A 13,441-nucleotide genomic window follows, 5' to 3' on the forward strand; every position below is an offset into this window, starting at 1 on the left:
CCAATCATCAAGCCATCAATGAATGCGCCATCAACTGCGCGTTTTCGGCTGCGGCGTTTTGTCCTTGAAATCGCAATACGGCGCCACCGCGCATAGCCAGCACTGCGGCGTGCGCGCCTGGCAGACGTAGCGGCCGAGCAAGATCAGCCAGTGGTGGGCGTGCACCCGGTAGGGCTCGGGAATGCGCTTGAGCAGTTTCATTTCGACTTCAAGCGGCGACTTGCCCGGTGCCAGGCCGGTGCGGTTGCTGACCCGAAAAATGTGCGTGTCCACTGCCATGGTCGGCTCGCCAAAGGCCACGTTGAGCACCACGCTGGCCGTTTTGCGGCCCACGCCGGGCAGCGCCTCCAGCGCATCGCGGATGCGCGGCACCTCGCCGTTGTGCCGCTCCACCAGAATCTGGCAGGTTTGCAGCAGGTGTTTGGCCTTGCTGTGGTAAAGACCGATGGTCTTGATGTAGGCCTCCAGACCCTCCAGGCCCAGCGCCAGCATTTTCTGCGGTGTGTTGGCCACCAAAAACAGATTTTTCGTGGCCTTGTTGACGCTGACGTCAGTGGCCTGCGCCGACAGCAGTACGGCGGTCAGCAGCTCAAACACGCTGCTGTATTTCAGCTCGGTCTCCGGATGCGGGTTGGCCGCGGCCAGCGTGGCAAAAAATTTCTCGATGGCAGATTTGTTCATGCGTTCCTGACGCTTCGCGCCCTCATGTCATTGCCGGTTTGGCAGACCCTGACTTTACCTGCGACGTATCGGTGACAATTTGCGTTTGAAACTTCCAGATTCATTTTTTTCGTCACTTCTTGCTTTTCTTCACCACCTTTTGTGAGCCGACCCCCATGCAATTCGCCACCCGACTCGATGCCATCGAAACCTCCGCCATCCGCGAGCTGTTCAAACTGCTGGGCAAGCCCGGCATCATCAGCTTTGCCGGTGGTTTTCCTGACCCCGCCCTGTTCGACGTCGAAGGCATTGCCCAGGCCAGCGCGGCGGTGCTGGCGAGCAACCCCGGCCCGGTGTTGCAATACGGCGCCACCGAGGGTTTTCAGCCGCTGCGTGAAGGCATCAGCAGTTTCATGGCCGGCAAGGGCAGCACGGTCAAACCCGAGGGCCTGATCGTCACCACCGGCAGCCAGCAGGCGCTGGATTTGATCGGCAAAACCATGATCTCACCCGGCGACAAGGTGATTGTCGAGGCGCCCACCTTTTTGGCCACCATCCAGTGTTTCCGGCTCTATGGCGCGCACCTCATTGGCGCGCCGATCGATGCCGATGGGGTGGATGTGGACCAGCTCGAAGCCCTCATCGCGCAGCACAAACCCAAACTGGTCTATCTGATTCCCACCTTTGGCAACCCGAGTGGTGCCACGCTGAACCTGGCGCGGCGCCAGCGGATTCTGGAAATCGCCGCGCGCACGAAGACGCTCATTGTTGAAGACGACCCCTACGGCGAGCTGTATTTTGACCAGGCGCCGCCGCCCAGCCTGCTGGCCTTGAGCGACGGCGTGCCCGGCAGCCGCGACTGGCTGGCGCACTGTGGCAGTTTCAGCAAAATCCTGAGCCCCGGCCTGCGCGTGGGCTGGATGATTGCGCCGCCCGAACTGCTGGCCCGGGCCACCATGTGCAAGCAGTTCAGCGACGCCCACACCAGCAATCTGACGCAGGCCATTTGCGCCCACTACCTGACGCTGAACCGCCTCAATGATGCGCTGGCCGTGGTGCGCCAAACCTATGCCGAGCGCGCGCGCGTCATGGCTGAGGCCTTGCGCCGTGAATTGGGCGATGCGATTGAATTCAACCAGCCCCAAGGCGGCATGTTTTTCTGGGCCAGGCTCACCGGTGCCAACGGCCAGTCCGCCAACGCCGCCGAATTTGCCAAGCGCGCCATCGAGCAACTGGTGGCCTTTGTACCCGGTGCACCTTTTTATGCGCACGACCCCGACCCGGCCACGCTGCGCCTGAGCTTTGCCACGGCTGATGTGAGCAAGATCGAGGAAGGTATTGCGCGCTTGGGGCGGGCCTTGACGTCCAACTGAACGGCCCTGCCTTTTAGTCAGTCATGAGGCTTTGCTGCCTGGCTGATCAGCAGCCGGGTGGCTTTTTCGACGTGTTCTGCCGCACGGCGCAGCGCCCGGGCGGCGCGCAGTTGGGCGTCCATCCGCGTCACTGGCACGCCACCCACGGCACCGGCCACCAGCAACTGATTCTTGAGCGCCTCGTAGTCAGCCAGAAACTTTGCAGCTGCGTCGTCCAGCGCAGTCAGGGCGGGTGGCGCCTCAAGACTGCACAGGTTCAACAGCGCCAGCGCACTTTGTTTAAAGGCGGCCTGTTCGCTTGACAGGGGTTCGGTCAGGGCACCTGCTTCCAGCCAGGCTTGCGCGCCTTCGCGGGCCAGTTCGGCGGCACTGTCGTGGTCGCGCGCCAAGCGCAAGGTGGCCGTCAGTCGTGCGGCACTGTTGGGCGACATGCCGGCGCGGTTGAGTTGCACGATGAAGTCGGCAATGGCCTGGTTCAGGCGCGTCACGCCGGACGATTGTGTGGCCAGCATCGCGCTGTCGGGCAAGGTGAAGGCCGTCTGCACCACCGCCACAGCCATTTGCCCCATGCGCTGCACTTCGCGCTGCAGGGCATCAATGGCCAGCGCGGGCACGGTGAGCACGTTCTTGTCGAGGTAAAGCGGACGCGCCACATCTGCATCGGCCGCCTTGAAGCGGGTTTCCAGATACGCTGTCATGCGGCTGGCCAACGGCCAGATCAGCGCCACGCCAAGCAAATTGAACACGGTATGAAACAGCGCCAGTTTGGCCGCGGGGGCCGCCTCCAGGCCCAGCCAGCCGCGCAAAACGGCTAAAAAGTCGATCAGCCAGGGCAGCAGTAGCAGCGCCACAGTGCCCGTCAGCAGGTTGAACAAGATGTGCGCCGCCGCCGCCCGCTTGGCGTTGGGTGTGGCGCCGATGGCTGCGATCAATGCGGTCACGGTGGTGCCAATATTGGCACCAATGACCACCGCAGCCGCGCCCTGCGCGCTGAGCAGACCGCCCTGGGCGGCGGTGAGCGCAACGGTCAGGGCGGCGCTGGAGCTTTGCATCACCACGGTCAGAAAAATCCCGATACCAACCTGCATCAGCGTGTCGAGCGCGCCTTGGCCCTCGGGCAGGTGAAAGTCGGTGGACAGCACTGAGAACGTCACCTTGAGCATGTCGATGCCCAGAAACAGCACACCAAAGCCTGCCAGCGCCATGCCGATGGCACCACGGCGCTGGCCTTCGCCGCTCAAGCGCATCACCATGCCGATGCCGATGAGCGGCAAGGCCAGCGCGTCGATCTGGAACTTGAGCCCGACCAGCGCCACCAGCCAACCGGTCATGGTGGTGCCCACGTTGGCACCAAACAGCACCCACACGGCCTGCGACAGGTTGAGCAGGCCGGCGTTGACAAAGCCGATGGTGGCCACCGTGATCGCGCTCGACGACTGCACCACCGCCGTCACGGCCATGCCCGATGCCAGCCCGCGCAGCCGGGTCTGGGTGGCGTTCATCAGGATGCGCTCCAGCGCCGGGCCGGCGGCCAGCTTGAGGCCGTCGGTCATCAAGCCCATGCCGAGCAGGAACAGGCCGACACCGCCGACCAGGCCGCCCACCAAGCCAAGGTTGTTCATGTCGGCGTTTCCTGGAACAGATGCATCCTGTTGCGGCCTTCGCGCTTGGCCTGGTACATGGCGGTATCAGCCCATTTCAAGAGAACATCCTGGGTTGCCTGCTCAGCGGAAAAAACCAAAACACCAATGCTGACCGTACAGGAGTGCGTGATGCTGGTAGCGGCGCCAGCAACAGGCTGGCTGGCGAGCACATAGGGCCTTGACAGCGCTTTGCGAATTTTCTCCGCAACGCCCAGCCCCTGCCGGGTCGCGTCAAGCTTTGCCTGGCCGAGTTCCGGGATCAGTACGACAAACTCATCACCGCCAAAGCGCGCTACGGTGTCCATGCGGCGCAGGCATTGCTTGAGCCGAGTGGCGACATCGACCAGCAGGGCGTCGCCGACGGCATGACCGTAGGTGTCGTTGAGTGGTTTGAAATTGTCAAGGTCCAGAAACATCAGGGCGCTGTAATCGCCGCGGCGCTGGCTGGTCGAAATGACTTGGTGCAAGCGGTCTTCCAGCATACGGCGGTTGGGTAGCAGCGTTAGATCATCGTAAAAAGCCAATTGCCGGATGTCGTTTTCGAGCTTTTTTCGCTCCGTGATGTCCTGGATGGCCACATGGATGGCTGGCTCGCCGTCGTAGTCTATGGCGGTGCCCTGAACCTGAACGGCGATCACCGTGCCGTCGATCTTGAGAAAGCGCGATTCGGTGGCCGGTTTAATGGCTTCCTTGCCAATCATGCTTACCATGCGCGCCGTCTGTGCGGCCAATTCGTCCGGGTGGATCAGATCGCTGGTTTTTTTGGCCAGCAGCGTGCCAGCATCAGGGGCACCAAACAGCTTGATGGCCGCCGGGTTGGCATAGATGATTTTCCCCAGGCGATGCACCAGAATGGCCCCGGGCGTCCACTCGATCAAGGTGCGGTAGCGGTCTTCGCTTTGCTGCAGCGCCAGCGCCTGTTTTTTCAGCGTGTTCCGGGTTCCATGAAGTTGCTTCAGGCGCAGATTGAAAATGCGCACCACATAGACAATCGAAACAGCCGACAGCACGACGATGATGATCTGGTCCAACGCGTACACAGCTGTGGAGGGCGCGCGCTGAATCGGCAGCCATTGCCTTTCCGCGGCCAACCACAACACCAGGGTGAATGTCACGGTAAGCCCGGTCATTAGCTTGGCGTGACGCACACTGACGAGCCACCCTGTCAACAAAATCATGACCGGATAAACCACCATGACGGGCGACTGTAGGGCCCCGGTAAACAAGGCGATGCCAGTGACTGCGATCCAGGTGCTGACCATCATCAACTTGATGGCGGCTTTGATTTTGTGAACTGAAATCAGATACCAGGCGAGCAGCCCCACCATAAAAAAGGCAGCCGGACCCAATATATTGACCGGAGCAGTCGTGAGTGCCGGGTTCAAGACCAGCAAGGCCAGCAAGGTGAAGATCGGACCCAGCAACAGGGCCGCTACCATGTAGCGCAGCAAGGCCAGCAAGTTTTGCTGTGCGCTCGATTCGACAGTCTCATCGGATGCGGCTGAAGACGGTTCGCTCACGATGCCATCGCTCATTTTCACTGTCCGTCCCTGGCGTAATTGTGGTGGGTCCATTCCGATGTATTGTTGATTACTGTTACGAGTTTAGCAACAGGACGCTCGGCAGTGGCGGTTGCCAACTTGCGCGTGGCGCAGGAGGTGATTGTTATGCTTTGCCCACCACCATAATCGAAGAACTCAGTTGCCTGTTTGCCGTCAATGGCGACGTTCCCCTTGGTGATTGCCTAAGTTGGGTTTGCCCTGGATAGGCCACCCTCTTCAAATCGCAAATCCAATAGAGTTCAATCAGGAACGAAAACGATCTGATCTGCAGTTTTGCCAAGGAAAATGTCATCGAGGCTTCCGGCCTGATGGCGCTGATGATGCCGCAGAAGCTGGGTGCCGGGGTTGCCATCAAGACCTCCCAGCAGTTCACCGGTCTGACCGATGCCGATCTGTTTTAGCTTGAAGTGGCGGCGCAGCTCCAGCAATCAGATGCGCAAATCATGGCAGGTGCCGCCACCTGCTGCGACCAGCTTGATTGTTGGGTTGACGGCAAGTCCCTTCAATGCCTGTGGTTCACGTTCCCGGTGCATGGCCCGGAAGGGCAGCTCCTGTTCATCGGGGCCGCCATGCTCGACACCGCGCGCGTGGGCAATATCAACAACAACAAAATGCAGAAGTCGCGGGAACTTTTGCAGAACACCAAGCAGGAGTTGCAGAAAACCCTGGTCGAAGTGTCCAAACTGGCCAGCACCGACAAGCTCACGGGGGCCCGGAACCGGCACCGTCTCGAAGAGACCCCGGTCAACGAGATGGACCGACTCAAGCGCTACGACCACCCGCTGGGCAGCGGGTCCACATGCACTTGCAGCCACCATTCCAGCAGCGCCAGGTGCCACAGCTTGCTGCCGTTGATGCGGGTGAAGTGCCCGGGCGCCTCCGGGTCGGCCAGCAGCTTGTTGACGTAAGCGCGCTGGTACAGGCCGCGCCTGATGCACGCCTCTGACATCAAGATGTCGCGCATCATGTCCAGAAACGGGCCGCGCACATACTTCAGGGCAGGCACCGGAAAATAGCCTTTCGGCCGGTCGATGACCGCGTCCGGAAGCAGCCCGCGTGCAATCGCCTTGAGCGGGAACTTGCCGCCTTCCTTCAATTTGAGCCCGGGCGGCATGCGTGCGGCCAGTTGCACCAGTTCGTGGTCAAGAAACGGTGTGCGCACTTCAAGCCCCCAGGCCATCGGCATGTTGTCCACGCGCTTGACCGGGTCATCGACGATCAGCGTGGTGACATCAAGGCGCCAGACCTGATCCAGAAATTCGTCGGCATTCGGCTTGCCCAGTTCGGCAGCGACCAATTCGGACGTGACATCGCCCACATGGAACGCCGGCGCGATCATCTGCAGGTACTCGGCATGGTCACGGTCAAAGTAATGCTGGCTGAAGCGCGCTAGCGGCGTGCCGTCGGCGGCGTCCATGTTGGGGTACCAGAAGTAGCCGCCAAAGACTTCGTCGGCACCCTGGCCGCTCATCACCACCTTGACCTCTTTGGCCACGCGTTCGGCCAGCAGGTAGAAGGCGATCACGTCGTGGCTGACCATGGGCTCGGTCATTTGTGCTACCGCCTCGGGCAGGCGCGCCATGACCTCATGGTTGGGAATGCTGAACTGCTGGTGCCGGGTGTGAAAGTGCTGCGCGATCTGGTCGGAGAACTCAAACTCGTCGGCTTTTTCAGCGCCCGCACCGAGGTCTTCAAAGCCAATGGAAAAGGTGCGCAAATCGGGTACTTGGTCGGCCAGCAAGCCCACCAGCAGACTTGAGTCGAGCCCGCCCGACAGGAGCACGCCCACCGGCACGTCAGCGGCGAGCAGACGGCGCTTGACGCTTTGACTCAGCTGTTCGCGCGTGGCGGCCAGCCACGCTGCTTCTGTCAAGGGCTTTTCTGGCCGGGTGGCGTCCAGTGTCCAGTACACCTGTTCGGTCACCGTGCCGTCCGGGTCGAAGCGTAGCGTGGTGGCAGGTGCCAACTTGCGCACGCCCTTGAGTACCGTGCGCGGTGCCGGCACCACGGTGTGCAGCGTGAAGTGGTGGTGCAGCGCCACCGTGTCGAGCGTGGTATCGACACCGCCGCCAGCCAGCAGCGCAGGCAGGCTCGAGGCAAAGCGCAGCCGGTGGCTGGTTTGGTTGAGGTACAGCGGCTTGATGCCAAAACGGTCGCGCGCCAGAAACAACTGGCTGCTGCGCTGGTCCCAGATGGCAAACGCGAACATCCCTTTAAAACGCGTCACGCACTGGTCGCCCCAGGCGTGGTAACTTTTCAGGATGACTTCACTGTCGCCTTCCGAGAAAAACTGGTAGCCCAAGGCCCTCAGCTCGGCGCGCAGCTCGCGGTAGTTGTAGATGGTGCCGTTGAAGACCAGTGTGAGCTGCAGCAGCGCATCGACCATCGGCTGGTTGGCGTGGGCTGACAGGTCGATGATCGACAGGCGCCGGTGGCAGAAAGCCAGTGCGCCGTCCTGAAAAGTGCCCGCATGGTCGGGTCCGCGGCGCGCCAGTTGCTCTGACATGCGTGCCAAAGCTGCCATGTCGGGCGCCGCGCCGTCAAAGCGCAATTCGCCGCAAATGCCGCACATCAGCGCGCTCCTGCGGCGATCTTGGTTGAGGGCACCACGATCACCGGTGCAAAACCGCCGCCCTGGGTGCGGAAATTGGTGGTCTGGCCGGCATACATGCGCGCCGCCAGTAGCTGCACCTGGCCGCCATAAGCGTAGGCGCGAATGTCGAACTTGAGGTCGGTCTGCACGCCATCGACCTCTATATTGCGGCCACTCGGCGGCACCAGCGCCTGCGCGACAAAGTCGCTCGCCAGAATTTCGCTCCAGACGCGGCGCGTGAGTTTGTCGCCGCGGTAGGCGGCCTTGGCGCCAAAACCGGCCACCGGCTTGAAGAAAAGCTGGCGCCGCTGCGCCCACAACGCATCGGCGCGCTCGGGCGTGACCAGGCGCGTGGCGGGAATGCTGGCCGCGAGCAGTTTGCGGTCAGCCGCCGCGGCACCCCAGGCCAGCAACAGCTCGTCGTGGCTCAGGGCAATCAGGTTGCGCTTGTCGGCCAGCAGCGCGTGGGCGCGCGGGTGGGGCGTGAGCAGCACCGCATTGGCTTCATGGGCCTGGCGCAAGGCCAGATGGCCGGGCTCGGTGAGGTAAAAGTCGGTCAGGCGGTTATAGACCATATCGACTGGCGTGCCCTGGTGCAGCAGGCGGCCGTTTTGCCACATCAGTTCTGACGGGTCGGCAATGGCCGCGTGAAGGCCGTTTTGTGCAAACAATTGGTGAAACAGCTCAAATTCGGGCGCCAGGTATTGGTCAAGCGGGGCCTCATCGACGATCACCACCGAGCGCCAGGGGGCGCTGCCGTATTGCAACTGCCATTCGGACGTGAACATGTTGAAAATGGTTTTTTTCAGGGTGTCGCGCCGCTCACTGGAGGTAAACGCCCAGTCCATCTCGTCGCAACAGGCTTCCTGGGCGCGTGCCAGCGCCACGTTGAGCAGCAGGCCGCCGGCGTTGGTGTTGATCTCGATAAGTTGCGGACCGTCGGCGCTCAAGTGAAAGTCGTAGCCCATGCACGCACCCAGCGGGCCGAAATCGTGCTGCGCCGAGGCGTCGGCTCTGGAGAGCGCCTGCACCTGGTAGCCGGGCAGGGCCGCGATACGCTCGATGGCTGCGATGGTGGCGCTGATCTGCTGCTGCACCGCTTGTGAGACAAAGACCACCGTCGATGAAAACAGATTGGGCCGGGTTTGGCTGATGTTGGCCATCATGCCCTTCAGGCTGGGCTCGCTCTCGAGTTGCTCGCGCAGGCGCTCCATGTTCAGGGTGCGGCAAAAGCAGTCGCGGTTCAGGGTCTCGGCCGACGGCGAGGCGTGTGCGATGGTGGGGTCAGAGCTCATGCGCTGATTCTGCCTCAGTCAGCCTGGCCTGGTCAGAAGGCACAGCCGCGCGCCTGCGATTTACGCACCTTGTGTATGAGAAATATCAACGTGGCAGGATGTGACCCGTTTAGACTGTCGGCACGCATTTACTTGGGAGCAATCCATGAAAACCACAACATCGCTGGCAACGCTTGTGTTGTTCAACCTGGCGTTGGCAGGCTGCACCACGACCGGTATTGGTGATGGGCAACTGGCGGGCGGCGGCGCGGCAGAGGAGCCTGTTACCTTCAGCTGGACCAGCACCGACGGCGGCCTGTCGGGCACCATGACGGCGATGCTGCCTGACATGAATTACCAGGGAATGTTTTTTCAAATCACCCAGCAGACACGGTCCGAGGTGCTGACGCCCTTGTGGAACAACTGGAACCGTGGTTGGTACGACTGGTCGTACTGGGGCGGCCCCATGATGCAGCCGTACCCCACGACCCAGTTCATCACCCACTACACCGGCAAGGTGGTGGCCACTTTGAGAGGGCAGGGTGACCAGCGCATGCGTTGCCGCTTCCATCTGGTGGTGCCGGCCAGCGGCATGTCGGGCGGCGGTGAGGGCCAGTGCCAGCTCGCCGATGGCCGGGTGGTGCGGGCAGCTTTTCCCGGAAAGTAGGCACTGCGAACGGCCGTCAGGCAGATGTCACGGCTATTCGTTTTGGCATCCAAGGCCGGGTCGCAGACCGCAAATCCGGGCATAGGCCGGGGTTTCCAGTTGCAGCGTGACATGGCTAATTCCAAAGTGCGCGTGCAACGCTTGCTCGGCTTCCTGCAACAGCGCACCGGTGTCGGTGGTGTCGGTGACCAGGTGGGCGGTGAGCGCAATCTGGCTGGTGCCCATGGCCCATACATGCAGGTCATGCACATCGGTCGCGCCGGGCAGACCCTGCAGCAGTCTGCGCACGGCCACCGGATCGACGCTGTCGGGCACGCCGTCGAACAGCATGTGCAAGCTTTGTTTAAACAAGTCCCAGGTGCTCCACAAAATCACGCCGGCAATGCCCAGGCTGACCACCGGGTCGAGCCAGACCCAGCCCATCCACAGTGTCAGGGCACCCGCCACCACCACACCGACTGAGACCAGCGCGTCGGCGGCCATGTGCAAAAACGCACCGCGGATGTTGAGGTCGTCACCGTCGTGTATGAACAGCAGCGCGGTGGCGGTGTTGATGACGATGCCGATGCCCGCCACCACCATGATGGTCACGCCCTGTTCCTGCAGCGATACATCGCCAGACATGAGCCGCCCGATGGCTTCCCAGACCAGGCCACCCATGACCAACAGCAGCAGCAAAGCATTGGCAAAGGCCGCCAGAATGGTGGCGCGCCTCCAGCCGTAGGTGTGGCGCGCGTTGGGGCGCAGCTTGACTGCCAAGGCGCCGCCCCAAGCCAGCACCAGGCCGGCCACGTCACTCAGGTTGTGTCCGGCATCGGCCAGCAAGGCCAGTGAATTCACGCGCCAGCCGTAAAACGCCTCGATCGCCACAAAGACGACGTTGAGCACGATGCCAATGGCAAAGGCTCGGTTGAAGTTGGCCGGGGTGTGGCTGTGGCCCCCGTGGTCGTGGTCGTGTGTCTGGCTCATGGTTGGCATCGTCTTGAATCGACCGTCAAGTATCGAGCATCAGAATCAAACTTTGTTGGCGCTCCCGGCACGGTTGACCAGCCAGACCAGCGACAGCATCACCGGCACTTCCACCAGCACGCCCACCACGGTGGCCAGCGCGGCACCCGAATTGAGTCCAAAGAGGGAAATCGCCACCGCCACCGCCAGCTCGAAAAAGTTGGAGGTGCCGATCAGGCAGGCCGGGCCGGCGATGTTGTGCGGCAGCTTGAGCAGTTTGGCGCCCCACCAACCGATGGCAAAGATGCCATAGGTTTGCACAATCAGCGGTATGGCGATCATGCCGATGATGAGCGGTTTAGCCACGATGGTTTCTGCCTGAAAGCCGAACAGCAGCACCACGGTGGCGATCAGCCCAATCACTGACAGCGGCTTGAGCAAGGCCACCCGCTGGCGCAGATGTTCGCTGCCCTGGGCAATCCAGGTGCGCCGCGTGAGAAGACCCGCCATCAGCGGTAACACCACATACAGGACAGTGGACAGCAGCAGCGTTTGCCAGGGCACGGTGATGTCGGTGACACCCAGCAAAAAGGCGGCAATGGGCGCAAAGGCAAAGACCATGATGATGTCATTCACCGAGACCTGCACCAGCGTGTAATTGGCATCGCCCTTGACCAGCTGGCTCCAGACAAACACCATCGCGGTGCAAGGTGCCACGCCGAGCAGAATCATGCCGGCGATGTATTCACTGGCAGATTGCGGGTCAACCCAGGGCGCAAACAGGTAGTGGAAAAAAAGCACACCCAGCGCTGCCATGGTGAAAGGTTTGATGAGCCAGTTGACCGTGAGCGTCAGGGCCAGGCCGCGCGGCTTTTTGCCGACGTCCTTGACGGCTGACCAGTCGATCTGGATCATCATCGGGTAGATCATGACCCAGATCAGCAGCGCCACCACCAGGTTGACGTGGGCCACCTCAATTGCGGCAATCGCCTGGAAGGTACCAGGCACCAGTAACCCGAGGCCCACCCCCGCGGCGATGCCCAGCGCTACCCAAAGCGTCAAAAAACGTTCAAACAAGCCCATATCATTGCCCCCGGGCCATGTCGCGCGCGGTGCTTTGCAGCATGGTTTTTTCCAGTTTGCTGGCAGGCAGGCTCACCAGCAGTTCCAGACGACGCTTGATGGCCAGCATGGTTTTGCGGAAGGCTTCGAGTTTGTGGGCATCGTCAGCATCACCCGCAGACGGGTCGGCGTAGCCCCAGTGCGCGGTGGCGGGCTGGCCAGGCCAGTAGGGGCAGACCTCGCCGGCGGCGTTGTCGCACACGGTGATCACCAGGTCCATCTTCGGCGCATCCATGGTGCCGAATTCGTCCCACGACTTGCTGTACAAGCCATCAACCGAAATACCGGCGTGCTGCAGTACCTGCAGGCCCAGCGGGTTGGGTTGCTGGTTGGCGCGCGGGCTGCTGCCGGCCGAGAAGGCCTTGAAGCGGCCACGCCCGATGTGGTTCAGTACAGCCTCGGCCAGAATGCTGCGAGCCGAGTTGTGGCTGCATAAAAACAGCACGTTGAGGGGTTTTTCATTCATGTCGGTCTTTTTTCGTGGCTTGGGTCTGGTTTAAGGAAGGGGATGGGCGGGCGCAGTCTGGCCGGCAACGAGTTGCAACAGGCGCGCCACGCCGATTGGCTCGTCGGTCAGCAGCGGCACCAGCGCGGTGCGCGGGGCGTGCTGTTGGGCCACACGGTCAATTTCGCGCCACTCATTGGTGGCGCGCTGACGCAGCAAGGGGGAACTGAGCGGTGCGTTCAGGCCGGCCGCTGCCACGCTGTTGTTAATGACCCAGGCCCAGGGCTCGATACCGGCGCGGCGCAGGTCGGCCTGCAAATTGGCCGCCTCCAGCACCGGGGTGGTTTCAGCCAGCGTGACGATCAGTACCTTGGTTTGTTTGGGGTCTTGCAACTGCATCATCGGCGTGGTGAAGTGGGCGCCTGCGCCCATCTGTCGCGCGATGTCGCGGTGGTAGGCACCGGTAGCGTCCAGCAGCAGCAGGGTGTGGCCGGTGGGCGCGGTGTCCATCACCACAAATTTTTTGCCGGCTTCGCGGATCACGCGCGAGAACGCCTGGAACACCGCAATTTCTTCGGTGCAGGGTGAGCGCAGGTCTTCTTCCAGCACGGCGCGCCCGGCGGCATCGAGCTTGGCACCCTTGGTTGCGAGCACTTGCGCACGGTAGGCCTCGGTGACCTCATGCGGGTCGATGCGGCTTACCGTCAAATGCGCCAACGTGCCGTGCAGCGTTTCCATCAGGTGCGCGGCGGGGTCTGATGTGGTCAGGTGCACCTCATGGCCGCGCGCGGCGAGCGCCACTGCCACGGCAGCGGCCAGCGTGGTTTTGCCCACGCCACCTTTGCCCATCAGCATCACCAGACCGTGGCCTTCGGCGGCGATGTCATCGACCAGGCTGGCCAGGCTGGAGGCGTTGGCTTTGAGCGGATCGGCGGTCATGGCGAGCGAAGTGCGGCCATTCATGACTTCTGGACTGCATGGATCGCCACGGCCTGCGGCCTTTCCATGAACAGCCCCGTCATTGCGAACCCCAGCCCCGTCATTGCGAACGCAGTGAAGCAATCCATGACCCCGGACTGCCTGGACTGCCGCGCTTCGCTTTCCATGAACAGCCCCGTCATTGCGAACGAAGTGAAGCAATCCATGACCCCGGA

General features: G+C 62.0%; 12 protein-coding genes and 1 pseudogene. 2 read left to right on the forward strand and 11 right to left on the reverse strand.

The window, feature by feature from the left end; translation table 11 throughout:
- Positions 1 to 30 precede the first annotated feature (30 nt).
- A complete protein-coding gene (gene nth, locus IBX54_RS07445) occupies positions 31 to 681 on the reverse strand; it encodes an endonuclease III (protein ID WP_296542036.1) in 651 nt (216 codons plus the stop codon).
- A 155-nt stretch (positions 682 to 836) separates the two neighbouring features.
- Here nth and IBX54_RS07450 point away from each other — a divergent pair, with 155 nt between their 5' ends.
- The gene (locus IBX54_RS07450) at positions 837 to 2,033 is read left to right on the forward strand and encodes a PLP-dependent aminotransferase family protein (protein ID WP_296542037.1); all 1,197 of its coding nucleotides are present in this window, start codon (positions 837 to 839) and stop codon (positions 2,031 to 2,033) included.
- 17 nt (positions 2,034 to 2,050) lie between these two features.
- On the opposite strand, the gene IBX54_RS07455 is transcribed toward IBX54_RS07450, so the two are convergent.
- The 6 genes from IBX54_RS07455 to IBX54_RS07480 form a co-directional block, all read right to left on the reverse strand.
- Positions 2,051 to 3,655, reverse strand: coding sequence for a Na/Pi symporter (locus IBX54_RS07455; protein ID WP_296542038.1), 1,605 nt, complete (start codon positions 3,653 to 3,655; stop codon positions 2,051 to 2,053).
- The gene (locus tag IBX54_RS07460; RefSeq protein ID WP_296542039.1) at positions 3,652 to 5,211 is read right to left on the reverse strand and encodes a diguanylate cyclase; all 1,560 of its coding nucleotides are present in this window, start codon (positions 5,209 to 5,211) and stop codon (positions 3,652 to 3,654) included. Before IBX54_RS07460 ends, IBX54_RS07455 begins: the two co-directional genes overlap by 4 nt.
- Positions 5,212 to 5,477: 266 nt before the next feature.
- Positions 5,478 to 5,666, reverse strand: coding sequence for a hypothetical protein (locus tag IBX54_RS07465; protein ID WP_296542040.1), 189 nt, complete (start codon positions 5,664 to 5,666; stop codon positions 5,478 to 5,480).
- The gene (locus tag IBX54_RS07470) at positions 5,667 to 6,056 is read right to left on the reverse strand and encodes a hypothetical protein (RefSeq protein WP_296542041.1); all 390 of its coding nucleotides are present in this window, start codon (positions 6,054 to 6,056) and stop codon (positions 5,667 to 5,669) included.
- Positions 6,008 to 7,810: an N-acetylglutaminylglutamine amidotransferase gene (locus IBX54_RS07475; RefSeq protein WP_296542042.1), complete on the reverse strand. Its 1,803-nt coding sequence runs from the start codon at positions 7,808 to 7,810 to the stop codon at positions 6,008 to 6,010. The genes IBX54_RS07470 and IBX54_RS07475 overlap by 49 nt, the downstream gene beginning before the upstream one ends.
- Entirely contained in the window at positions 7,810 to 9,126 is a 1,317-nt protein-coding gene (locus tag IBX54_RS07480; protein WP_296542043.1) for a hypothetical protein, read from the reverse strand. Before IBX54_RS07480 ends, IBX54_RS07475 begins: the two co-directional genes overlap by 1 nt.
- Before the next feature lie 145 nt (positions 9,127 to 9,271).
- On the opposite strand from IBX54_RS07480, the gene IBX54_RS07485 reads away from it, so the two are divergent.
- Entirely contained in the window at positions 9,272 to 9,772 is a 501-nt protein-coding gene (locus tag IBX54_RS07485; protein WP_296542044.1) for a hypothetical protein, read from the forward strand.
- A gap of 33 nt (positions 9,773 to 9,805) precedes the next feature.
- Here IBX54_RS07485 and IBX54_RS07490 read toward each other — a convergent pair whose 3' ends face one another.
- From IBX54_RS07490 to IBX54_RS07505, 4 genes and pseudogenes are all read right to left on the reverse strand, one after another.
- Entirely contained in the window at positions 9,806 to 10,741 is a 936-nt protein-coding gene (locus IBX54_RS07490) for a cation diffusion facilitator family transporter (RefSeq protein ID WP_296542045.1), read from the reverse strand.
- A 45-nt stretch (positions 10,742 to 10,786) separates the two neighbouring features.
- A complete protein-coding gene (arsB, locus tag IBX54_RS07495) occupies positions 10,787 to 11,803 on the reverse strand; it encodes an ACR3 family arsenite efflux transporter (RefSeq protein ID WP_296542046.1) in 1,017 nt (338 codons plus the stop codon).
- A 1-nt stretch (position 11,804) separates the two neighbouring features.
- Complete coding sequence (locus tag IBX54_RS07500; protein WP_296542047.1) at positions 11,805 to 12,308, reverse strand: arsenate reductase ArsC; 504 nt, start codon at positions 12,306 to 12,308, stop codon at positions 11,805 to 11,807.
- A 30-nt stretch (positions 12,309 to 12,338) separates the two neighbouring features.
- Positions 12,339 to 13,214: pseudogene (locus IBX54_RS07505) on the reverse strand (ArsA-related P-loop ATPase); the annotation flags it as partial.
- Positions 13,215 to 13,441 lie beyond the last annotated feature (227 nt).

It is taken from the genome of Rhodoferax sp. (genome assembly GCF_014859475.1).
Taxonomy (GTDB): Bacteria; Pseudomonadota; Gammaproteobacteria; order Burkholderiales; family Burkholderiaceae_C; genus Rhodoferax.

Coding starts and splice junctions, on each gene's coding strand:
- IBX54_RS07470 (WP_296542041.1), bottom strand. CDS start 6,056: ATGGTGGCTGCAAGTGCATGTGGACCCGCTGCCCAGCGGGTGGTCGTA.
- IBX54_RS07475 (WP_296542042.1), bottom strand. CDS start 7,810: ATGTGCGGCATTTGCGGCGAATTGCGCTTTGACGGCGCGGCGCCCGAC.
- IBX54_RS07500 (WP_296542047.1), bottom strand. CDS start 12,308: ATGAATGAAAAACCCCTCAACGTGCTGTTTTTATGCAGCCACAACTCG.
- IBX54_RS07460 (WP_296542039.1), bottom strand. CDS start 5,211: ATGAGCGATGGCATCGTGAGCGAACCGTCTTCAGCCGCATCCGATGAG.
- IBX54_RS07485 (WP_296542044.1), top strand. CDS start 9,272: ATGAAAACCACAACATCGCTGGCAACGCTTGTGTTGTTCAACCTGGCG.
- IBX54_RS07455 (WP_296542038.1), bottom strand. CDS start 3,655: ATGAACAACCTTGGCTTGGTGGGCGGCCTGGTCGGCGGTGTCGGCCTG.
- IBX54_RS07490 (WP_296542045.1), bottom strand. CDS start 10,741: ATGAGCCAGACACACGACCACGACCACGGGGGCCACAGCCACACCCCG.
- IBX54_RS07480 (WP_296542043.1), bottom strand. CDS start 9,126: ATGAGCTCTGACCCCACCATCGCACACGCCTCGCCGTCGGCCGAGACC.
- IBX54_RS07450 (WP_296542037.1), top strand. CDS start 837: ATGCAATTCGCCACCCGACTCGATGCCATCGAAACCTCCGCCATCCGC.
- nth (WP_296542036.1), bottom strand. CDS start 681: ATGAACAAATCTGCCATCGAGAAATTTTTTGCCACGCTGGCCGCGGCC.
- arsB (WP_296542046.1), bottom strand. CDS start 11,803: ATGGGCTTGTTTGAACGTTTTTTGACGCTTTGGGTAGCGCTGGGCATC.